This window comes from Streptomyces sp. NPDC005962, assembly GCF_040629205.1.
In the GTDB taxonomy this organism is placed as follows: Bacteria; Actinomycetota; Actinomycetes; order Streptomycetales; family Streptomycetaceae; genus Streptomyces.
In genome coordinates this window covers 44,823-66,846 of record NZ_JBEXVE010000026.1, presented here as the reverse complement: position 1 = coordinate 66,846, position 22,024 = coordinate 44,823, and the positions used below count along the sequence as shown (strand labels likewise).

Annotated in this window: 15 protein-coding genes and 1 tRNA gene; 7 read left to right on the top strand and 9 right to left on the bottom strand. The window is 72.2% G+C overall.

The window, feature by feature from the left end:
* Positions 1-222 precede the first annotated feature (222 nt).
* A complete protein-coding gene (ppc, locus tag ABZ370_RS32985) occupies positions 223-2,943 on the top strand; it encodes a phosphoenolpyruvate carboxylase (protein ID WP_358628321.1) in 2,721 nt (906 codons plus the stop codon).
* Between the two features lie 79 nt (positions 2,944-3,022).
* Here the strand turns inward: ppc and ABZ370_RS32980 are convergent, their stop codons facing one another.
* From ABZ370_RS32980 to ABZ370_RS32955, 6 genes are all read right to left on the bottom strand, one after another.
* Entirely contained in the window at positions 3,023-3,541 is a 519-nt protein-coding gene (locus tag ABZ370_RS32980; protein WP_358628318.1) for a hypothetical protein, read from the bottom strand.
* A gap of 67 nt (positions 3,542-3,608) precedes the next feature.
* Positions 3,609-4,205 (bottom strand): aminoacyl-tRNA hydrolase, encoded by a 597-nt coding sequence (gene pth, locus ABZ370_RS32975; protein WP_358628315.1) that lies wholly within the window; start codon positions 4,203-4,205, stop codon positions 3,609-3,611.
* A gap of 152 nt (positions 4,206-4,357) precedes the next feature.
* The gene (locus tag ABZ370_RS32970; RefSeq protein ID WP_358628312.1) at positions 4,358-4,954 is read right to left on the bottom strand and encodes a 50S ribosomal protein L25/general stress protein Ctc; all 597 of its coding nucleotides are present in this window, start codon (positions 4,952-4,954) and stop codon (positions 4,358-4,360) included.
* Between the two features lie 214 nt (positions 4,955-5,168).
* Complete coding sequence (locus ABZ370_RS32965) at positions 5,169-6,146, bottom strand: ribose-phosphate diphosphokinase (protein ID WP_358628309.1); 978 nt, start codon at positions 6,144-6,146, stop codon at positions 5,169-5,171.
* 74 nt (positions 6,147-6,220) lie between these two features.
* Positions 6,221-7,687 carry a bifunctional UDP-N-acetylglucosamine diphosphorylase/glucosamine-1-phosphate N-acetyltransferase GlmU gene (gene glmU / locus ABZ370_RS32960; RefSeq protein ID WP_358628306.1) on the bottom strand — a complete coding sequence of 489 codons (1,467 nt, stop codon included), beginning with the start codon at positions 7,685-7,687 and terminating at the stop codon, positions 6,221-6,223.
* A 113-nt stretch (positions 7,688-7,800) separates the two neighbouring features.
* Positions 7,801-7,872: transfer RNA gene (locus ABZ370_RS32955), tRNA-Gln, on the bottom strand.
* A 244-nt stretch (positions 7,873-8,116) separates the two neighbouring features.
* Between ABZ370_RS32955 and ABZ370_RS32950 the strand changes: the two genes are divergently transcribed.
* Complete coding sequence (locus ABZ370_RS32950) at positions 8,117-9,529, top strand: histidine kinase (protein ID WP_358628303.1); 1,413 nt, start codon at positions 8,117-8,119, stop codon at positions 9,527-9,529.
* 405 nt (positions 9,530-9,934) lie between these two features.
* Here ABZ370_RS32950 and ABZ370_RS32945 read toward each other — a convergent pair whose 3' ends face one another.
* On the bottom strand, positions 9,935-10,435 hold the full coding sequence (locus ABZ370_RS32945; protein WP_358628300.1) for an SUKH-3 domain-containing protein: 501 nt from the start codon (positions 10,433-10,435) through the stop codon (positions 9,935-9,937).
* Positions 10,432-10,953 (bottom strand): YwqJ-related putative deaminase, encoded by a 522-nt coding sequence (locus ABZ370_RS32940; RefSeq protein ID WP_358628297.1) that lies wholly within the window; start codon positions 10,951-10,953, stop codon positions 10,432-10,434. The genes ABZ370_RS32945 and ABZ370_RS32940 overlap by 4 nt, the downstream gene beginning before the upstream one ends.
* 197 nt (positions 10,954-11,150) lie before the next feature.
* Here ABZ370_RS32940 and ABZ370_RS32935 point away from each other — a divergent pair, with 197 nt between their 5' ends.
* The 3 genes from ABZ370_RS32935 to ABZ370_RS32925 all read left to right on the top strand — a co-directional run bounded on the left by ABZ370_RS32935 (position 11,151) and on the right by ABZ370_RS32925 (position 16,397).
* The gene (locus ABZ370_RS32935) at positions 11,151-12,128 is read left to right on the top strand and encodes an SMI1/KNR4 family protein (RefSeq protein WP_358628294.1); all 978 of its coding nucleotides are present in this window, start codon (positions 11,151-11,153) and stop codon (positions 12,126-12,128) included.
* Between the two features lie 5 nt (positions 12,129-12,133).
* A complete protein-coding gene (locus ABZ370_RS32930) occupies positions 12,134-15,286 on the top strand; it encodes an SUKH-4 family immunity protein (protein WP_358628291.1) in 3,153 nt (1,050 codons plus the stop codon).
* Positions 15,287-15,485: 199 nt separating this feature from the next.
* The gene (locus tag ABZ370_RS32925) at positions 15,486-16,397 is read left to right on the top strand and encodes a cellulose-binding protein (RefSeq protein WP_358628288.1); all 912 of its coding nucleotides are present in this window, start codon (positions 15,486-15,488) and stop codon (positions 16,395-16,397) included.
* A gap of 48 nt (positions 16,398-16,445) precedes the next feature.
* On the opposite strand, the gene ABZ370_RS32920 is transcribed toward ABZ370_RS32925, so the two are convergent.
* The gene (locus ABZ370_RS32920; protein ID WP_358628513.1) at positions 16,446-17,963 is read right to left on the bottom strand and encodes an MFS transporter; all 1,518 of its coding nucleotides are present in this window, start codon (positions 17,961-17,963) and stop codon (positions 16,446-16,448) included.
* A gap of 585 nt (positions 17,964-18,548) precedes the next feature.
* Between ABZ370_RS32920 and ABZ370_RS32915 the strand changes: the two genes are divergently transcribed.
* Positions 18,549-19,337 (top strand): ABC transporter ATP-binding protein, encoded by a 789-nt coding sequence (locus ABZ370_RS32915; RefSeq protein WP_358628286.1) that lies wholly within the window; start codon positions 18,549-18,551, stop codon positions 19,335-19,337.
* Positions 19,334-21,913 carry an FtsX-like permease family protein gene (locus ABZ370_RS32910; protein ID WP_358628283.1) on the top strand — a complete coding sequence of 860 codons (2,580 nt, stop codon included), beginning with the start codon at positions 19,334-19,336 and terminating at the stop codon, positions 21,911-21,913. The genes ABZ370_RS32915 and ABZ370_RS32910 overlap by 4 nt, the downstream gene beginning before the upstream one ends.
* Positions 21,914-22,024: the final 111 nt, after the last annotated feature.

The window sequence follows — 22,024 nt, the reverse complement described above, 5'->3', positions numbered from 1 at the left end:
TGGGCTACGGATGCGTAACCTACGGCGACGTAAGTATGGCAGGGCCGAGAACCGGGGCAAGAGGGCTCTGGTTTCCCCCGAGGGAACGCCACCTATCCTGGGGGCGTCGGACAGCGCGGTCCGCACATGGCCGAAAGCATCGGGTGCGGGCCCTGCGGCGCCGAGCCGCGCGGGGCTCACACCCCCGCTAGGAACCCCCGTTCACTGCAAGGAGCCGCACCTGTGAGCAGTGCCGACCACACCAACGCCGCCCTTCGTGCCGATATCCGCCGACTGGGTGACCTCCTCGGCGAGACCCTGGTCCGACAGGAGGGCCCCGACCTCCTCGACCTCGTCGAGCGTGTCCGCGCCCTCACCCGCAGTGACGGCGAAGCCGCCGCCGAACTCCTCGGCACCACCGACCTGCCCACCGCCGCCAAGCTGGTGCGCGCCTTCTCCACCTACTTCCACCTGGCCAACGTCACCGAGCAGGTCCACCGCAGCCGCGAGCTGAGCACCCGGCGCGCCGCCGAGGGCGGCATCCTCGCCCGCACCGTCGACCAGCTCAAGGACGCCGACCCCGGCCATCTGCGGCAGACCGTCGAGCACCTGGGCGTCCGCCCCGTCTTCACCGCCCACCCCACCGAGGCCGCCCGCCGCACCGTCCTGAACAAGCTGCGCCGCATCGCCGAGCTGCTGGACACCCTCGCCGCCGGCGGCGAGAGCCGCCGCGCCGACCTCCGCCTCGCCGAGAACATCGACCTGCTGTGGCAGACCGACGAGCTGCGGGTGGTCCGCCCCGAGCCCGCCGACGAGGCCCGCAACGCCGTCTACTACCTCGACGAGCTGCACGCCCACGCCGTCGGCGACGTCCTGGAGGACCTCACCGCCGAGCTGGAGCGGGTCGGCATCGAGCTGCCCGCCACCACCCGCCCCCTCACCTTCGGCACCTGGATCGGCGGCGACCGCGACGGCAACCCCAACGTCACCCCCCAGGTGACCTGGGAGGTGCTGATCCTCCAGCACGAGCACGGCATCAGCGACGCCCTGGAGATCATCGACGACCTGCGGGCCGCCCTCTCCAGCTCCATCCGCAACTCCGGCGCCTCCGAGGAGCTGCTCACCTCCCTCCAGCGCGACCTGGAGCTGCTGCCCGAGATCAGCCCGCGCTACAAGCGGCTCAATGCCGAGGAGCCCTACCGGCTCAAGGCCACGTGCATGCGGCAGAAGCTCGTCAACACCCGCGAGCGCCTCGCCAAGGACGCCCCGCACACCCCCGGCCGCGACTACCTCGGCACCCCCGAGATGCTGGCGGACCTGCAGCTCATCCAGGACTCGCTGCGTGCCCACCGGGGTGCCCTCATCGCCGACGGCCGCCTCGAACGCTCCATCCGCACCCTCGCCGCCTTCGGCCTCCAGCTCGCCACTATGGACGTACGCGAGCACGCCGACGCCCACCACCACGCCCTCGGCCAGCTCTTCGACCGGCTCGGCGAGGAATCCTGGCGGTACGCGGACATGCCCCGCGACTACCGGCGCAAGCTCCTCGCCAAGGAACTGCGCTCGCGCCGTCCGCTCGCGCCCTCCCCGGCGCCGCTGGACGCCGCCGGAGCCAAGACCCTGGGCGTCTTCCAGACCATCCGCGAGTCCTTCGAGCGCTTCGGGCCCGAGATCGTCGAGTCCTACATCATCTCCATGTGCGCCGGTTCGGACGACGTCTTCGCCGCCGCCGTCCTCGCCCGCGAGGCAGGCCTGATCGACCTGCACGGCGGCTGGGCCAAGATCGGCATCGTGCCGCTGCTGGAGACCACCGACGAGCTGAAGATCGCCGACGACCTTCTCGACGAGATGCTCTCCGACCCCTCCTACCGGCGCCTCGTCTCGCTGCGCGGCGACGTCCAGGAGGTCATGCTCGGCTACTCCGACTCCTCGAAGTTCGGCGGCATCACCACCTCCCAGTGGGAGATCCACCGCGCCCAGCGGCTGCTGCGCGACGTCGCCCACCGGCACGGTGTACGGCTGCGCCTCTTCCACGGCCGGGGCGGCACCGTCGGCCGTGGCGGCGGCCCCACCCACGACGCGATCCTCGCCCAGCCGTGGGGCACCCTCGAAGGCGAGATCAAGGTCACCGAGCAGGGCGAGGTCATCTCCGACAAGTACCTCGTCCCCTCCCTCGCCCGCGAGAACCTGGAGCTGACGGTCGCCGCGACCCTCCAGGCGTCGGCCCTGCACACCGCCCCGCGCCAGTCGGACGAGGCACTCGCCCGCTGGGACGCGGCGATGGACACGGTCTCCGACGCGGCCCACGGCGCCTACCGCACCCTCGTGGACGACCCCGACCTGCCCGCGTACTTCTTCGCCTCCACCCCCGTCGACCAGCTCGCCGAACTCCACCTCGGCTCGCGCCCGTCCCGCCGCCCCGACTCCGGCGCGGGCCTCGACGGACTGCGCGCCATTCCGTGGGTCTTCGGCTGGACCCAGTCCCGGCAGATCGTCCCCGGCTGGTTCGGCGTCGGCTCCGGCCTCAAGGCCGCCCGCGAGGCCGGGCTCGACGGAGTGCTGGACGAGATGCACCAGCACTGGCACTTCTTCCGCAACTTCCTGTCCAACGTCGAGATGACCCTCGCCAAGACGGACCTGCGGATCGCCCAGCACTATGTCGACACCCTGGTCCCGGACGAGCTGAAGCACGTCTTCGACGTCATCCGGGCGGAGCACGAGCTGACCGTGCGGGAGGTGCTGCGGATCACCGGCGAGACCGAACTCCTCGACTCCAACCCGGTCCTGAAGCAGACCTTCCACGTCCGCGACGCCTACCTCGACCCGATCTCCTACCTCCAGGTGAGCCTGCTCGACCGGCAGCGCACCGCACGCGAGCGCGGCGAGGAGCCCGACCCGGTCCTCGCCCGGGCGCTGCTCCTCACCGTCAACGGCGTGGCGGCGGGCCTGCGCAACACCGGCTGAACACCGCGACAGCACGAGGCGGCGGCCCGCTCCCCCGGGGAGCGGGCCGCCGCCTCGTCATCATCGGAGCGTCAGGACGTCAGAACGTCAGCGTGGCGAAGGTCGCCCCCAGCAGCGCCGCGCCCGCGAGGCCCAGGCCCCAGGCCGTACGGCGCATCCGGAGCCCGCCCGCCACGACCAGCGACGCCAGCAGCAGCGAGCCGCCGAACGGCACCCAGGCGTGCAGGATGCCCGCCGTGCCGGTCCGCACCACCTCGTCCTTGCCCGGCTTGACGGCCACGAGCAGCCGCTCGCCCTTCCCGTCCGAGACCGCCGCGTCGACCCGCACGCGCTTCCGCGCCTCCCCGCCCCGGGAGCCGGGGGTGAACCGGCCGGTGCACCAGTCGTCGTCGCAGTGGGAGACCGTGAGGGTGCCGCGCTCCAGCCCCTTGGTCAGCATCGTGGGCTTGGCGTCGCTCCAGGAGGACCACACCCCGGCCACCAGGATCAGCAGGGCGACGAGTGTCATCGCCACGTTCTTCGCGAGCAACAGCAATCCGTACATGCTTTCGCCCGCCCGGCGCGTACGGCTGCGCTTGGTGATGCCGGTGGATGCCATGGCGGTAGATCTTTGCCATCGCCGGGCCCCGGGTCAACCTCCAACCGAACAGTCGCGCGAGAGCCGTTCAGGTGTTGTACGTGCCCTGCGCGCGCTCCAGGCCGTCCACGATGAGCGTCTCGACCGCGTCGGCCGCACGGTCCACGAAGTAGTCCAACTCCCTGCGCTCAGCGGCGGAGAAGTCCTTCAGTACGAACGCCGCGACATCCATCCGGCCCGGCGGACGGCCGATGCCGAAACGGACCCGGAAGTAATCCGGGCCCCCGGATTTGGTGATCGACTTCAGCCCGTTGTGGCCATTGTCACCGCCGCCGAGTTTGAGCCTCAGTGCGCCGTAGTCGATGTCCAATTCGTCGTGAATCGCGATGACATGGCCCACCGGCACCTTGTAGAAGTCGCGCAGCGCGGTCGTCGGTCCGCCCGACAGGTTCATGAACGTCATCGGCTTGGCGACGATCACCCGGCGGCTGCCCGGACCGGGCGGCCCGATCCGCCCCTCGACCACCTGCGCCCGGGACTTGTGCGCCTTGAAGCGCGCGCCCATCCGCCCGGCCAGCAGCTCGGCCACCATGAAGCCGGCGTTGTGGCGGTTGGCCGCGTACTCCGGTCCGGGGTTGCCCAGGCCCGCCACGAGCCACGGGCTGCTCGCGTCCGCTTCGCTCATCGTCTCGTTCTCCTGAGTGAGGCTCTCTTGTGCGCGGTGGTTTCTCATCCGCGACCGCTGTCGAACACGACGCGACCGCTGTCACACGCGAACCGCCGCCCCGCTGCTGCCAGCGGGGCGGCGGTCGCCAAGCGATGCGGAACCGAGGCGGATCAGGCCTCGGCGCCCTCACCCTCGCCCTCGGCCTCCTCGGCCGGAGCCTCGGCCTGCGGGGTGACGATGTGCAGCACCGGCGCGTCGTCCTCGACGGCCAGGGCGGTGCCCTTCGGCAGCGCGATGTCCTTGGCGTAGACGGTGTCGCCCGCGTCCAGACCGGCGATCGAGATGGTGACACCCTCGGGGATGTGGGTGGCCTCGGTCTCGACCGGCAGCGTGTTCAGCACGTACTCGAGCAGGTTGGCACCCGGGGCCAGCTCGCCCTCGACGTTGATCGGCAGCTCGACGGTGACCTTCTCGCCCTTCCTCACCAGGAGCAGGTCGACGTGCTCCAGGATGCCGATCTTGATCGGGTGGCGCTGCACGGCCTTGGGGATGACGAGCTCGCTCTTGCCGCCCTCGATCTCCAGGCGCAGCAGGACGTTCGGCGTCTTGAGCGCCATGAGCAGGTCGTACGCCGGGAGCGTCACGTGCACCGGCTCGGCGCCGTGGCCGTAGACGACACCGGGAACGCGCTCGGCCATACGGGTGCGGCGGGCCGCGCCCTTGCCGAACTCGGTGCGGGGCTTGGCGGGAATCTTGACCTCGGCCATGGGGCACTCCTCGTAGATCGTGTACATGTGGCCGTCACCCGGCCCACGACAGACCTGCTACGAAGAGCGCGTCGATAACGGACGAGCTGTGGGAACCACAGCCTCCCTCGCCGAGCAACCCCACGAGTCTACCAATGGTCGCCCCATGGCTGAGGCCACCCTCCCGGGTGGCCTCAGCTGGGTCGGTCCGCAGGCGTGCCCGCGGTTAAGCCCATCAGGCCTGCTCCTCGAACAGGCTGGTCACCGAGCCGTCCTCGAAGACTTCCTGCACGGCGCGGGCGACGGTCGGGGCCATCGACAGCACGGTGACCTTGTCCAGCTCGACCTCGCCCGGCGTCGGCAGGGTGTTGGTGAACACGAACTCGCTGACCTTGGAGTTCTTCAGCCGGTCCGCGGCCGGACCCGACAGCACGCCGTGCGTCGCGGTCACGATGACGTCCTCCGCGCCGTTCGCGAACAGCGCGTCCGCGGCGGCGCAGATCGTGCCACCGGTGTCGATCATGTCGTCGACCAGGACGCACACCCGGCCCCGGACGTCACCGACGACCTCGTGGACGGTCACCTGGTTCGCCACGTCCGGGTCACGGCGCTTGTGGACGATCGCCAGCGGCGCGCCCAGCCGGTCGCACCAGCGGTCGGCGACCCGCACCCGGCCCGCGTCCGGCGAGACGACGGTCAGCTTCGAGCGGTCGACCTTGGCGCCCACGTAGTCCGCGAGGATCGGCAGTGCGAAGAGGTGGTCCACCGGGCCGTCGAAGAAGCCCTGGATCTGGTCGGTGTGCAGGTCGACCGTGAGGATGCGGTCGGCGCCCGCCGTCTTGAGCAGGTCGGCGATCATCCGCGCCGAAATCGGCTCCCGGCCACGGTGCTTCTTGTCCTGACGGGCGTAGCCGTAGAACGGAACGATCACCGTGATGGAGCGCGCGGAGGCCCGCTTCAGCGCATCGAGCATGATGAGCTGCTCCATGATCCACTTGTTGATCGGAGCGGTGTGGCTCTGGATCAGGAAGCAGTCGGCGCCCCGCGCGGACTCCTGGAAGCGGACGTAGATCTCGCCGTTGGCGAAGTCGAATGCCTTGGTCGGGACCAGGCTGACGCCCAACTCGTGGGCGACCTCCTCGGCCAGCACGGGGTGGGCGCGGCCGGAGAAGAGCATCAATTTCTTCTCGCCGGTCGTCTTGATCCCGGTCACGTCAGGTCTCCTTGGATGTCACTTTGGTGCGCGCTTTTACGGTACGCCCCCGCTTGGGCGCACCGGTTCGCAGGTCACTGCCCGCCCTCGTCCTCCTGGCGCGCGGCAGCGGCGGCTTCGGCCGCCTGCGCCGCGGCGCTTCCGGGGCGCTTGCGGGCGACCCAGCCCTCGATGTTCCGCTGCTGTCCGCGTGCGACGGCGAGCGATCCCGGGGGCACATCCTTGGTGATGACCGAACCGGCGGCGGTGTAAGCGCCGTCCCCGACTGTGACGGGTGCCACAAACATGTTGTCCGAACCGGTCTTGCAGTGGCTGCCGATGGTCGAGCGGTGCTTCTTCTCGCCGTCGTAGTTCACGAAGACGCTGGCGGCGCCGATGTTGGTGAAGTCGCCGATCGTGGCATCGCCCACATAGGACAGATGCGGCACCTTGGTGCCCTCACCGATCTCGGCGTTCTTCATCTCCACGTACGTACCGGCCTTGGCGTTGGGGCCGAGCCGGGTGCCCGGGCGCAGATACGCGTACGGCCCGACGGACGCCCCCGCGCCGATCACCGCGCCCTCCGCGACGGTGAAACTCGCCACCGCGCCCTCGCCGACCGTGGTGTCGGTGAGCCGTGAGTTCGGGCCGACCTCGGCGCCCGTGGCCAGATGCGTGGTGCCCAGCAGCTGGCTGCCGGGGTGGACCACGCTGTCCTGCTCGACGGTGACCGTCACATCGATCCAGGTGGTGGCCGGGTCGATCACGGTGACCCCGCTGAGCATGGCCTGCTCCAGCAGCCGGTCGTTGAGCAGCCGGCGGGCCTCGGACAGCTGCACCCGGTTGTTGATGCCGACGATCTCGCGGTGGTCGGCGGCGACGGACGCGCCGACCCGGTGCCCGGCCTCGCGCAGGATGCCGAGCACATCGGTGAGGTATTCCTCACCCTGGCTGTTGTCGGTGCGCACCTTGCCGAGCGCGTCGGTGAGCAGCTGGGCATCGAAGGCGAAGACGCCGGAGTTGATCTCGCGGATGGCGCGCTGGGCGTCGGTGGCGTCCTTGTGCTCCACGATGGCGGTGACGGCGCCGGACGCCTCGTTCCGCACGATCCGGCCGTAACCGGTGGCGTCGGGGACCTCGGCGCTGAGAACCGTCACCGCGTTCCCGTCGGCGGAGTGCGTCCCGGCGAGCCGCTTCAGGGTCTCGCCGGTCAGCAGGGGGGTGTCGCCGCAGACGACGATCACGGTGCCGTCGAGGGCCACACCGCTGTCGGACAGCTCCTCCAGGCCCATCCGCACCGCGTGCCCGGTGCCGTTCTGCTCGTGCTGGACGGCGGTGCGGGCGTCGGCGTCGATCTCGGCCAGATGCGCGGAGACCTGCTCCCGGGCGTGGCCGACCACGACCACCAGATGCTCGGGTGAGAGTTCGCGGGAGGCGGCGACGACGTGACCGACGAGGGACCGGCCGCAGAGGGCGTGCAGAACCTTGGGGGTCGCCGACTTCATGCGGGTGCCCTCACCCGCTGCGAGGACGACGACGGCTGCCGGGCGGTTGGCGCTCACGGGTGTGCCCTTCGGCTTCGGGTCGGGGGTGGACACCCGCAGGATACCGAGAGGTTTCCCCCCGGAAACGACCGCGGGTCCCGACCGTAAGGATCAGGACCCGTGAAAGGGGGCTCCCCCGCCAGGACTCGAACCCGGACTAATGGCACCAAAAGCCACTGTGCTGCCGATTACACCACAGGGGATAGCAAATAGGTCCAAGTCGGACACCCGGTCGGGCTGTCGACTTGGCCCCCACCACTATGCCGTACCGCCGGGCTCCGACGCGACGATATGCCTCGGCGCCATGCCGTGGGCCGATGCGGGCGTCGAAAACGTGGTCGATTCAACTGTTCGAGTTAAAACCGTTGATATGCCGACTGTTCGAGTGAGACATGTGCGGCCGTGTCCCCCGGAAAAGGGCTGGCGTGCGGCCTTAGTCTGGTCGCTATGAGTGCGACGGGGGCATGTGAGGACACGAGTGCGCGCGGTGCGCCCACCGGGCCTTTGTGGTGGTCGCGGCGGCGCGGCATGGTGCTGGACATCATGCTCGGCGTCGCGTCGGCGGCCGAATGCGCGGTGGAGGGCGTCGGGTTCGCGCACGACGCCCGGATGCCGGTCGCCCTCGGGGTCGTGATCGGGCTGATCGTCGGCTCCACGCTGGTGCTGCGGCGGCGCTGGGCGATCGCCGTGGTGCTGATATCGATCGCCGTCACCCCCGCCGAGATGGGTCTGCTGCTCGGCGTCGTCGGGCTGTACACCCTCGCCGCGTCCGAGGTGCCGCGCCGGATCTCGGCGGTGCTGGCCGGGATGTCGGGCGCCGGGACCTTCCTCGTCACGATGATCCGCTTCCGGCAGGACAACAACCTGCAGGACGACTGGGGCTCGGCCGCCTGGGAGGCCGCGCTCTTCTCGTTGACGATCACCCTGGCGGTCACCGCACCCCCCGTGCTGCTCGGGCTGTACGTCCGGGCCCGGCGGCGGCTGGTGGAGAGCCTGCGGGAACGGGCGGACGGTCTGGAGCGCGAGCTGTCACTGCTCGCGGAGCGGGCCGAGGAGCGGGCCGAGTGGGCGCGCGGCGAAGAGCGCACCCGGATCGCGCGCGAGATGCACGACGTGGTGGCGCACCGGGTGAGCCTGATGGTCGTGCACGCGGCGGCGCTGCAGGCGGTGGCGCTCAAGGACCCGGAGAAGGCGTCGAAGAACGCGGCGCTGGTGGGCGACATGGGGCGGCAGGCGCTGACCGAGCTGCGGCAGATGCTGGGTGTCCTGCGGTCCGGCGGCCCGGCTGAGGAGAAGCCGGTGCCGCTGGCGTCGGTGGCGGTCGCCGCCTCCGCGGCGGCCGAGGCGGCGACGGCGTCGGCCGCCGCGGGCACGGGACCGGACGTGCGGGCGGGCGTCGATGTGGGCGGGCCGCGGCTGGCGGAGCTGGAGGCGCTGGTCGGGCAGTCGCGGGCGGCCGGGATGGCCGTCGAGCTGTCGGTGGAGGGCGAGGAGCGGCGGTACGCGGCGCGGGTGGAGCAGACCGCGTACCGGGTGGTGCAGGAGGCGCTGACCAACGTGCACAAGCACGCCCCGGGCGCCCGCACCCGCATCCGCCTCGCCCACCGCGGCGCCGAGATCGCGGTGCTGGTGGAGAACGGCCCGTCGGAGCGGGGCGCGGCGGACGCCGGGCTGCCGAGCGGGGGCAACGGGCTGGTGGGGATGAAGGAGCGCGTGTCGACGCTGGGCGGCGGCTTCGTCTCGGGCCCGACGGACGCCGGTGGCTTCCGCGTCTCGGCGGTAATCCCGGACCGCACCCGCCAGGCCGACCGCGCACGAACCGAAGACCCGGCGGAAGCCGACCGAGCCAGAACGGCCTAGCGCCCCGCAGGGGCGCGAGGAACTGCGCGACCGGCCACGACGGCGCGGCGGTCGGCAGACGGCGTGACGGCCAACGGCGGGTTGCCATAGGGGCGCGAGGAACTGCGCGATCGGCCACGACGGCGCGGCGGTCGGCCGACGGCGTGACGGCCAACGGTGGGTTGCCGCAGGGGCGCGGCGTCCCGCGCGAACGTGGCCTCGCCCGCGTAGTCGGGCTGTCAACGGAGCAGGGTCACCACCACAGGGGCGCGGGGAACTGCGCGATCGGCCGCGACGGCGCCGCGGTCGGCAGACGGCGTGAGGGCCAACGGCGGGTTGCCGCAGGGGGCACGACGACGGCGCCGCGGTCGACCGACGGCGTGAGGGCCAACGGCGCGCATCACGGCCCCCGAAGCGGCGGAGCGGCTACGCGCGGGACAGACGCGGCGGAAGAGTGCCCGTGATCAGCGTGGCCAGGGCGGCGTCGAGCGTGGTGCCGAGGTACCAGTCGCCGGTGTGGTCGAGGCTGTAGATCCGCCCTTCCGCGTCGATGGTCAGCAGCCCCTGCCCGTCGGCCTCTTCACCGAGCGGGCAGATCTCGGTCTCCAGGGCGCGGCCCAAGTCGCCGAGGGTGCGGGCCAGGTGGAGGCCGTGGAGGGGGTCGATGCGGAACGGGGTGGGGGCGACCTGGCGCCCGGTGCCGGGGGGCTGGATGTGCAGCCCGCCGAATTCCGCCCAGGCCTCGACGGCGGCGGGGAAGACGGTGTGCCGGTGCCCGGCGGGGGAGGTGTGGGCGGACAGGGCGTCCGCCCAGTGTTCGGCGCGTTCCATGTCCCAGCGGCCCGGCTGCCAGCCTGCCTCGCGCAGGGCGGCGTCCACGGCGACGGGAAAGCGGGTGGTGTCGGTGCGGTCGAAGGGGTGGGTCACGCTTCCTCACCCACCACCCGTACCCCGAAGTGGGCCAGCAGCGCCGTGCAGGAGAGGCAGGGCGGGGCGTAGGAGCCGTGCTGCGGGTCGCCCGCTTCGCGAATCCGGCGAGCGGTCAGCTTCGACTGCTTCAGGGAGCGCCGGGCCTCACCGTGGGTGAGGGGTTTTCGGGCCGCGCGTTTGGAGCGGCTCGCCTCGACGGCGGTCAGATGGCGGGAGAGCAGGACCGCCTCGGGGCAGCGGCCGGTGAAGCGTTCGCGCTGTCCGCTGGTGAGGGCGTCGAGGAAGTCCTGCACCAGGGGGTGGAGGGTGGGCGACTGGTCGGCCTTGCCTCCGGTGCAGGTGAGGGTCTCGCCGCGGACGGAGAGGGCGGCCGCCACGGCGGGCAGGAGCGTGTCGCGGCGGTGCTGCAGCGGGGGCGGACCGGCGTCGGGGTCGACGCTGCTCCATCTGAGCCTGGGGTCGCCGGCCGCGGGGGCGGCTCCGTCGCCGCCCCCGTTGCTCTGCGTGATGTGCATGTGGTGGGTCCCTCCCTGTGCGATCCACCGCAATCCCCCGGTTGCGAAAGATCAGCCTGCCAAATGCGACGGGAAATGCGGTAGTCCGGGTGCGTCGGCGCAGGTGGACGGGCGGGGGTGGTGGCCGACCGGTTCCGCTTGTGGCACCACCGCATAGGCTGTGCCCCATACGCCAGCATCAGCAGGGGGCAACCGCCATGACGACAGGTCGGCTCGGGCAGCATGCCGCGCCACCGAACACGGCCTACGCCGGGCAGGTCGTGCACTTCCCGGACCCGGTTCGGGCAGCCCGCCACCCCAGCGGCGTCCGGGTGGACGAGAACGGCTTTCCGGACTTTTCGCCGTATGCCCGCGCGGCCGCCGAAATCGCCGAGCCCCCGGAGGGGTTCGGGGTCGACGAGCTGCGGCTGACCGATTTCGTATCGGCGAACGCCGCGCTGCACGCCTCCGGTCATGAGCTGTGGAACGACGCCTCGGCGGTGGCCACTCCGCACGGCTGGACCTGGCACCACGTGCCCGGCCGCCGCCGGATGGAGCTGGTCCCGGTCGAGGTCAAGGCGCTGCTGAGGCACCACGGCGGGCTGGCGACGGCCCCGGTGGACCAGGACAAGCGGGGCACCCGTCCGCTGCAGGACACCCGGCCGGTTCACTTCGGGCTGCCGGTGCGGGGGCTTTCGGTCACCGAGGAGCAGGTGCTGGGCGTGGAGGAGGACCTCGGCTACCGGCTGCCGGCGTCCTACCGCGCGTTCCTGAAGGCGGCGGGGGGCTGCGCGCCGGTGGGCGCGGCACTCGACCCGGAGCTGGGGCTCCTGGTCGACCAGCCGTTCTTCACGGTGCGCGACGAGGCGGCGGTCAACGACCTCGTCTACGTCAACAAGTGTCTGCGCGACCACTTCACCAAGGACTACCTGGGCGTGGGCTTCGCCCAGGGCGGGGTGATCGCGGTGAAGGTGAAGGGGGACGCTATCGGCTCGGTGTGGTTCTGCGCGTACGACGACGCGCGGGACCGCGACGGCTGGACGGTCCGGGAGCGGGTGGAGCGGCTGATGATGCCGTGCGGCGAGGACTTCGACGCCTTTCTGCTGCGGCTCGCCGGTAATCCGCCGGAGCTGGAGACCGTGGCGAACCTGATGGTGGACGGCGGGTTCGCGTACGCCGTACCCGTGGAGGGGTGAGCGCGATGGTGACCTTCGCACAGGCGCAGGAGCGCGCCGAGCTCTGGATCAACGGCGAGGTACCCGCGTACCAGCAGCGCGAGGTGCGGGTGCGGGAGTTCGACCTGGGCTTCGTGGCCTGGGCCGAGGACCGCCCGGACGGCGCGGTCTCGGGCGCGCCCGTGGACGGCGCCCGGCTGGTGATCGCGCGGGACAGCGGGGAGACCACGCTGTGGCCCGGGCTGCCGGTGGGTGAGGTGATCCGCCGGTACGAGGAGGAGTACGGGGCGAACGACGACCACGCCCAGGAAGCCACCGGTGGGCGGCAGCAACGCATCGACCTCAATGTGACGTCCTTCCTGCTGACTCCGCCGGAGTGGCTCCAGGAGGCGGCGGACGCGATGAGCGGTGACGGTGCGCCCGCCTCCGATTCTGCTTCCGGTTCGGCTTCCGGTTCGTCCGGTGAGGGCCGGGACAACGGTCCGACCAGGCCGCCGCGCGATGAGGTCCCCACGCCGGGACCGGTGGACGACTGGCCGTCGGACGGTGCGGCGTCCGGTTCGGCTGATGAGGGTTGGCGTAACGGTCAGCCTCCGCCGCCCGGTGGTGGCGAGCCGCGCGACGCGGTGCCCGCGCCGAAGCCGGTGGACGACTGGCCGTCGTCGGGTGGGGCGAGGCCGCCGCGCACCGATGCGCCCGCGTCGACTCCCATGCCCCCGTCCCCGCCGGGATCGGTGGACGACTGGCCGTCGGACGGGGTGGCACCGCCGCGCACCGACGCGTCGGCACCCCCCGCGCCCGCCGCCTCTCCGGCGTCCGCGCCGGTGGACGACTGGGCGTCCGAGGGCGTGGCGCCGCCACGGCGGAACAGCGATGCGGACGACTGGCCGTCGGACGGGGTCGCGCGACCGCGCGTCGACGCGGCCGCCCCGCCGCCCGCCCCGGCGCCCGGGGGCGGCAGCCCGTGGGCCCCGCCGCCCGCCCCGGCGCCCGATTCCGCTTCGGCTTCGGCTTCCGGCGAGACGCCGAAGAGTTCCTACACGCCCGGCCGTGGCACGCCGTGGGCCGACGCCAACTCCGCGAGTGACGACGGCGACCGCTCGGTCGCCCCGCCCGCCACGGTGTTCGCCCCGCCGCTCGCCGGCTCGGACGACGAGGACACCCCGGCCCCGGGGGTGCGGCCGGACGCCAAGACCGAGCTGATGTCGGCGGGCAGCGCGCTGCCGCCCACCGCGCTCTCCCCGCCGTTCGACTTCCCGGGCCCGGCGGGCCGTTCCGACGCGCCCTCCGGCGCGGCCGACATCGCGGACGCTGCCACCCACAAGGCGGGCAAGCCGGGCGGTCCGGCGACCCCGCCGCCGCCCGGTGCGCCGGGTACGCCCGGCGCCCGGCCGGGCGCGGGGGCGTCCACGCCTCCGCCGCCGAGCCCGTCCGGCCCCGGCTCCCCGGGCGCTCCGGCCGGGGGGTACGTACCGACGCAACTGGTCTCGCAGCTCGACGCCGACAGCACAGGCGGCGGCACAGGTGGCGGCACCCCGGGTCCCCCCAACGCGCAGAGCGGTCCGCAGACCCCGCCGCCGCCTCCCGCCCCCGGTACTCCCGGCGGTGGGGTGCACGCGGCGGCGACGATGCTGTCCGGTGGTCCGGGCGCGCCCGGTACGCCCGGCGCTCCGGGCGCTCCCGGCCAGACCCCGCCGCCTCCGTCCGCCCCGGGCGCGCCCGGCGCTCCCGGCGGCGGTATGCACGCGGCGGCGACGATGCTGTCGGGCAACCCAACGCCGCCGCCCGGCCCCGGCGCCTCCGGCTTTCCGCCGCCGCCCGGCCCGCCGGGGGCTCCCGGTGCGGGGGCTGGGCCATCCGGCCCGCACCCGCCCGGCCCTCCCGGTGTCCCCGGTGCGGGTGGTCCGCACACCCCGCCGCCCCCGCCGGGCCCCTTCCCGGGCGCACCCGGTGCCCCGGGCGCTCCCGGCGCACCCGGCGGTGGCGTACACGCGGCCGCGACGATGCTGGCGGGCGGCCAGACCCCGCCGCCGCCCGGAGCGCCCGGCGCACCCGGCGCGCCCCACATGCCGCCGCCCGCCGGTCCGCCGGTGCCCGGCATCACCCCGCCGCACGGGGTGGCACCGCCCGGGACGCCGCCGCCCGGTATGCCGCCCGGACCCGGTGGCGGGTACGCGTATCCGCCGCCGCCCGCCGGGGTGCCGACGGTCGGCCCCGGCTATATGGCCGTCCTCCGCTACCGCGCGCAGGACGGCTCCGAGCAGCAGCTGATCCGCCGTTCGGCGCCGGGCACCCCGCATCCGGAGTGGCAGATCCTGCACGAGCTGCGGGCGATGAACGTGCCGCCGCAGCAGGTGCTGGAGCTCCACACCGAGCTGGAGTCGTGTGATCTGCCGGGCGGCTACTGCGCGCGGATGATCCGCGAGTCGTGGCCGCAGGTGCGGATCAGCCACACCGCGCCGTACGGGCGGGACCACGCGACCCGGCAGCAGGGTGTGCGGCATCTGATCGAGCACCAGGGCGAGCTGCACCAGGTGGCGGACGGCCCGGCCCGCCCGGCGCCCAACCGGGTGCCGCTGCCGCACCCCAGCCAGGTGCAGCCGATTCCGCCGGTGCCGCCGGAGGGGCTGGCGCACGAGCTGGGCCAGGCGTTCGGGCCGCAGGGCATCGTCCGCTTCGACCAGCGCGCGGTGTCGCGGCAGGGCGTACCGGACGTGGTGGCGCAGACGCTGGTGTGGGCGGGGCTTCCGGCGGACTTCGGCCCGTTCTTCTGGGCTCAGGCGCAGCAGGGGCGCCCGGTGCCGACACTGGCCGAACTGGCGGCGGAGCGCGGCGTACAGCCCGCGGCCGACGCGGGGTCGTACCTGGTGATGGGCAGCGACTTCGGCCGTCAGCTGTGTGTGCAGTACGGCACGGCGCACATCGTGGCGGTGCCGCTGGAGGCGACGCCGCAGCCGGTTCCGGCGCAGTTCGTCAACACCGGTCTGCCGGAGTTCGTGCGCTGCATGGGGCTGCTGGGCCATATGTGGCGGCTGCGGTACGGGCTGACGCCGGACCAGGCGGGCCGCTGGACGGTCGACTTCCAGACGCAGCTCGCCGGTCTGGACCCGGCCGCGCTGTCCGCGCCGGACAACTGGTGGTCCGTGCTGCTGGAGCAGATGTGGGACGGTCTGCTCTGATCCCTGCCGGAGTGCGCTGAGCGCGCGTGCCCCATCGAGGCGCCCGACCCCCGTGACGGGGGCGGGCGCCTTGTCGTTGTGGTACCCGGGCGGGCCCCGGCCGGGGAGATGGGCGGAGTGTCGCGTTATGGGCGATAAGACCCTATCCATCAAGATGTGCGCCGGAGCGCGTTGCCTACCGGACAAAGGGGTTCCAAGGATGGGCGCATCGGTGTCACGTCATGGCTTCACCGTCGGCGGACGGGGCCGCGGTTACCGTCCCGTGCAGGTCGACCGCTATGTGGCGGAGCTGTCCGAGGGGCGCGACGCGGCGTGGGAACGCGCCGCACGCCTCACCGTTCTCGCCAACGAGCTGGCCGCCGACGCCGAACGGCTGCGTGAGGTGATCGTCCAGCTGGCCCCCCAGACGTACGAATCTCTGGGCGATCGCGCGCAGCTGATCCTGATGGCGGCCGAGGAGGAGGTGGGCTGTCTGCGGGCCGCGGCCGAGGCGTCGGCGCAGGAGGAGTGGGATGCCGCGCAGGCCGCCGCCCGGGTCGTCCGGGACGCCGCCCGGGATGAGGCCGAGCGGGTGCGGGAGGCCGCCGAGGCGTCGGGGCGCAGCGCCCTGGAGGCGGCTCAGGCGCAGGTGGAGGAAGTGCGCGCGGTCTCGCGCCGGGACGTCAAGGAGTGGCGCGGCGAGGCCCTGGCCGCGCTGAAGGAGATGCGCGGACGGACCGCCGCGCTCCTCGCCGAGCAGGAGCGGGAGCAGTCGGACCGGTGGGAGGCGGCCGGTCATGAGCTGGTCGAGCGCGACGCGGCGATGACCGCGCGGCTGGTCCGGATGGAGGAGCACGCCCAGGCGCGGCTGGCGGACGCCAAGCGGGAGTACGCGATGGCGGATCAGGCGGCGCGGCTGCGGCAGGAGGACGCCCAGGCGCAGGCGGCGGAGATCGTCGCACAGGCCCGGGCCCGCGAGGAGCGGCTGGCCCGGGAGACGGAGCGGACGCTGCGCGAACACGTGGAGCGGCGCGAGGAGCTGAAGGCGCATCTGGAGCATGTGCGCGGCAGCCTGGCGGCCCTGACCGGCAAGCCGGTCGCGGAGGACGCCGCTCCGCACCCCGAGAACTGACCGCCCGCCGCGCGCGGAACCGCGCGCGGAACCGAACCCCGCTCCGGGTCAGCTCTCCCGGGCGGGGTTCGCCGTCCGCGGGTCGGCGGCGTCGGTCGGTCCGGCGCCTCCCGGTTCGCCGCGCACCGGAAAGCGGCGTGGGGCGAGGAACAGCAGGGCCAGCAGGGCGAGGACCGCGGCGGAGGCGGAGCCCAGGTAGACGTGGTCGACGGCGGTGTCCACGGCGCGCCGCAGATAGTCGGCGGCCTGGGCGCTGAGGGCGCCGGGGCGGTCGAGGGCGTGGGAGATCGAGTCGAGGTCGTCCGGGAGGCCGTCGCGGATACCGGGCGGCGCGGCGGCGAGCCGGGCCGCGAGGGTCGCGTTGGCGATGGCCCCGAACAGGGCCGCGCCGACGGACTGGCCGACCTGGCGGCAGAACAGGATCGAGGCGGTGGCGGTCCCGCGCTCCTCCCAGTCGACGGACGACTGCACGCCGATGATCAGCGGAAGCTGGAAGAGCCCGAGCGCGGCGCCGAGCAGCAGCATGATCAGCGCGGGCTGCCAGGCGGCGCCGGGGTAGGGGAGGAGGGGGAAGGCGGCCAGGATGAGCGCGGCGGCGCCGATGCCGATCATGGAGCAGTTCCGGAAACCGACGCGGTTGTAGACGCGGTTGCTCAGCGCGGCCGAGATGGGCCAGCTCAGCGTCATCACGGACAGCACGAACCCGGCGGGGATCGGCCCGAGGCCCAGCACCGACTGGGCGTAGGTGGGCAGGAACACGGTCGGGGCGATCATGAGGAGCCCGAGCGCGCCGAGTGCGAGGTTGACCGCCGAGATGGTGCGCCGCCGCCACACCCAGCCGGGGATGATCGGTTCGGCGGCGCGCCGTTCGATCCATACGGTCAGCGCCGCGCATCCGGCGCTGGCCGTGAGCAGCGTGAGGGAGGGCGCGGAGAGCCAGCCCCAGGCCACTCCGCCCTGGACGAGCGCGGTCAGCAGCAGCCCGCCGCAGACGAAGATGGCGAGGGCGCCCGCCCAGTCGATACGGGGCCGGGCCGCCCGGGGCCGCGCCGGTTCGTGCAGGTGGCGCACGATCAGGGTGAGGGCGAGCGCCCCGATCGGCAGGTTGATGAGGAAGATCCAGCGCCAGTCGGCGTATCCGGCGAGCAGGCCGCCGAGCGCCGGTCCCGTCACCGAGGACAGGGCCCATACGGAGGAGAGCCGGGCCTGGATCTTGGGGCGTTCCCTGAGCGGGTAGAGGTCGGCGGCGACCACCTGGATGGTGCCCTGGAGCGCTCCGCCGCCCAGCCCCTGGACGACGCGGAAGGCGATGAGGGAGGCCATGTTCCAGGCTCCGGCGCACAGCAGCGACCCGATGAGGAAGACGATGGTGCCCGCCACCAGGACGGGCTTGCGGCCGAAGGTGTCGGAGAGCTTCCCGTACACCGGCAGGGTCACGGTGACGGCGAGCAGATAGCCGGAGAACAGCCAGGAGAAGACGGAGAAGCCGCCGAGATCGCCGACGATCTGCGGCACGGCGGTCGAGATGATGGTGGAGTCGAGCGCGGTCAGCGCCATGGCCAGCATCAGCGCGGCGACGACGGGACGGCGGCCGCGGGGCGTGGCGGGCGGTGGGTCCTCCTCGGGGGTTGCCTCTGGGAGGGGGGATATGGAGTCCGCGTCAGGCCCTTCTGCGGTGCCGCCCACCGTGACGCACTCCCTCCGCCGACCGCTCGCCCCGGCTCTGGTGTCCAGTTCTTATACGACTGCTTGTGCGATTGCTTGTACGACCCACCATTCCATGGAGCCTCCGGGCAGGGGAAGAACGCATCGGGGCTGCTGAGGCGGCGGACCTCCGCCCTCCGGTACGCCCGGGCGCGGGGCCGACCCCGAGACGCGCTCCACCCCAGGGTCTACTCCCCTAGGGGACCGGCCGCCGTTCCTCCTACCCCGGGTTCGTCCCGGGGAAGGACGAGGCGGGGCGTACCGCTCTTTACTGTGGTTACGGCCAGCAGGACCGAGGGGGGGGTAGGGCTGGCCCCACCCGAAGACGGCGACGAGCCTCATCGTCCCGGCCGTCGGCTTCCGGGAGGCTGAACCACCAGTTCAAGCGGATCATCGGATACGTGTGACCGGTCCGGGTCCGACATAGACGATAAAGAGGAGAACACCGTGACAACGGCCGTATCGATTCCCAAGACCGGGGGCAGCGGAGGACATACGGCCGTTGCCGCCCGGGCGCGCCAGGTGGTCAAGGCGTACGGCTCCGGCGAGACCCGGGTCGTCGCGCTGGACCACGTCGACGTGGACATCGCCCGCAGCCAGTACACCGCGATCATGGGCCCGTCCGGCTCCGGCAAGTCGACGCTGATGCACTGCCTCGCGGGTCTCGACACCGTGTCCTCGGGGCAGATCTTCATCGACGAGACCGAGATCACCGGGCTCAAGGACAAGAAGCTCACGCAGCTGCGCCGGGACCGGATCGGCTTCATCTTCCAGGCGTTCAACCTGCTGCCGACGCTCAACGCGATCGAGAACATCACGCTGCCGATGGACATCGCGGGCCGTAAGCCCGACCGGGGCTGGCTGGACCGGGTGGTGCAGACGGTGGGCTTGAGCGACCGGCTGAAGCACCGTCCGAACCAGCTGTCCGGCGGTCAGCAGCAGCGCGTCGCGGTGGCCCGCGCCCTGGCCGCCCGTCCCGAGATCATCTTCGGTGACGAGCCGACCGGGAACCTGGACTCCCGGGCCGGTGCCGAGGTGCTGGGCTTCCTCAAGCGGTCCGTGGACGAGCTGGGGCAGACGATCGTGATGGTCACCCACGACCCGGTCGCCGCCTCCTACGCCGACCGGGTGCTGTACCTGGCCGACGGCCGGATCGTCGACGAGATGTACAACCCGACCGCCGACCTCGTGCTTGAGCGGATGAAGCACTTCGACGCCCGTGGACGGGTGTCATGACCGTTCTCAAGACCTCCCTGCGCAACTTCCTGGCCCACAAGGGACGGATGGCGCTGTCCGCGATCGCCGTCCTGCTGTCCGTGGCGTTCGTCTGCGGCACGCTCGTCTTCACGGACACCACCAACGCCACGTTCGACAAGCTCTTCGCGAGCACGGCGTCCGACGTCACGATCAGCCCGAAGGGGGCCAGTGGCCAGGACACCCGGCAGGGCCGGGTCCGTACCCTGCCCGGTGCGGAGCTGGCGAAGCTGAAGCAGGTCGACGGCGTCAAGTCGGTGATCGGTGACGTCACCAGCGAGTCGGTCACGGTGACCGACCGGAACGACAACAGCATCGGCCCGGACTCCGGCGCCCCGACCATCGCCACCAACTGGGACAGCACTGAGCACCGTTCGGTGAAGCTCACCTCCGGCCATGCGCCGCGCGGCCCGACCGAGGTGATGATCGACGGCGACACCGCCAAGAACAAGAAGCTGAAGCTCGGCGACGAGCTGCGGACCATCGCCATCCCCGGCGAGTTCCGCGCGAAGATCGTCGGCATCGCCACGTTCCAGGTGACCAACCCGGGCGCCACGATCGTCTACATGGACACCGCCACCGCCCAGCGCAAGCTGCTCGGCGCCCCGGGGGCGTACTCCAGCTACTCGCTCACCGCCCAGCCCGGCGTCAGCAACGACCAGCTCAAGAAGAGCGTCGTCGCGGACCTGGGCACCGGCGTCAAGGTGCAGACGAAGGCAGAGGCCAGCAAGGAGTCCGAGGACGACATCGGCTCGTTCCTGGACGTCATGAAGTACGCGATGCTCGGCTTCGCCGGTATCGCCGTCCTGGTCGGCATCTTCCTGATCGTCAACACCTTCTCCATGCTGGTCGCCCAGCGCACCCGAGAGATCGGCCTGATGCGCGCCATCGGGTCGAGCCGTAAGCAGATCAACCGGTCGGTGCTGATCGAGGCGCTGCTGCTCGGTGTCGTCGGCTCGATCCTCGGCGTCCTCGGCGGTGTCGGGCTCGCGGTCGGCCTGATGAAGCTCATGGGCAACGCCGGTCTGCACCTGAGCACCGACCAGCTGACGGTGAAGCCCACCACGCCCATCGTCGGCCTCACCATCGGCATCGTCGTCACCGTCATCGCCGCCTACATCCCCGCCCGCCGGGCCGGGAAGATCTCCCCGATGGCGGCCCTGCGCGACGCGGGCACCCCGGCGGACACCCGGGCCGGAGTGATCCGGGGCGTGATCGGCACCCTGCTCACCGCGGGCGGCGCGGCGGCCCTCGTCGTCGCGGGCACCGCGGACAAGGCGGTCGACGGCTCGCTGTTCCTGGGCCTCGGCGTGGTGCTGACCCTCATCGGCTTCATCGTCATCGGCCCGCTGCTGGCCGGTCTGGTGGTCCGGGCCCTGGCCACCGTGGTGCTGCGCATGTTCGGGCCGGTCGGACGGCTGGCCGAGCGCAACGCGCTGCGCAACCCGCGGCGCACCGGCGCCACCGGCGCGGCCCTGATGATCGGCCTCGCGCTGGTCGCCTGCCTGTCGGTGGTGGGCTCCTCGATGGTCGCCTCGGCCACCGAGGAGCTGGACAAGTCGGTGGGCGCGGACTTCATCATCCAGGCCGGGGCGCAGCCGATCACCAAGCAGGCCGAACAGGCGGTGCACCGGGCCAAGGACCTGACCCACGTCAGCGACGTCAAGAGCATCCCGGACGCCGAGCTCACTCTCCCGGACGGCAAGACGGTCGGGAAAGACCTGACCGCCGCCGACCCGACGTACGCGGACGACCTGCGCACCCCGGTCGTCGCGGGCAACCTGGCCGACGCGTACGGCAAGGACGCCATTTCCGTGCCGGAGGGCTTCGCCAAGGACCACAAGGTGAAGAAGGGCTCCACCCTGACCGTCGCCTTCCCGGACGGCAAGAAGGTCGGCAAGACCGCGAAGCTCACGGTCGCCGCGATCACCTCGGATGACGTCAGCTTCGACAAGGGCGCGCTGTACCTCAACATCACCACCGTCGAGCGCTATCTGCCCGCCACGCTGATGCCGACGAACGTCATGATGCTGGCGCAGGCCAAGGACGGCCAGGAGGACGCGGCCTACGCCTCCCTCAAGTCCAAGCTCCACCCCTACCCGTCGGTGAAGGTCAAGGATCAGACCGACTACAAGCAGGAGATGAAGGACCAGATCGGCCAGCTGCTCAACCTGGTCTACGGGCTGCTGGCGCTCGCGATCATCGTCGCCATCCTCGGCGTGGTGAACACCCTCGCCCTGTCGGTCGTCGAACGCACCCGGGAAATCGGCCTGATGCGCGCCATCGGCCTCTCCCGGCGCCAGATGCGGCGCATGATCCGGCTGGAGTCCGTCGTGATCGCGCTCTTCGGCGCGCTGCTCGGTCTGGGCCTGGGTATGGGCTGGGGCGCGACGGCGCAGAAGCTGCTCGCGCTGGAGGGTCTGAAGACCCTGGAGATCCCCTGGCCGACCATCATCACGGTCTTCATCGGGTCGGCCGTGGTGGGTCTGATCGCGGCCCTGATCCCGGCGTTCCGGGCGGCGCGGATGAACATCCTCAACGCCATCGCGACGGACTGACCGGGGAGAAGAAGCGGGGGAGAGGCCGCTGCCCCTTTCATTGGGGGGAGGGGCGGCATGACCGGCCCGGTGCGCGACGGGGGAGCGCACCGGGCCGGTCTTTTGCCGTGC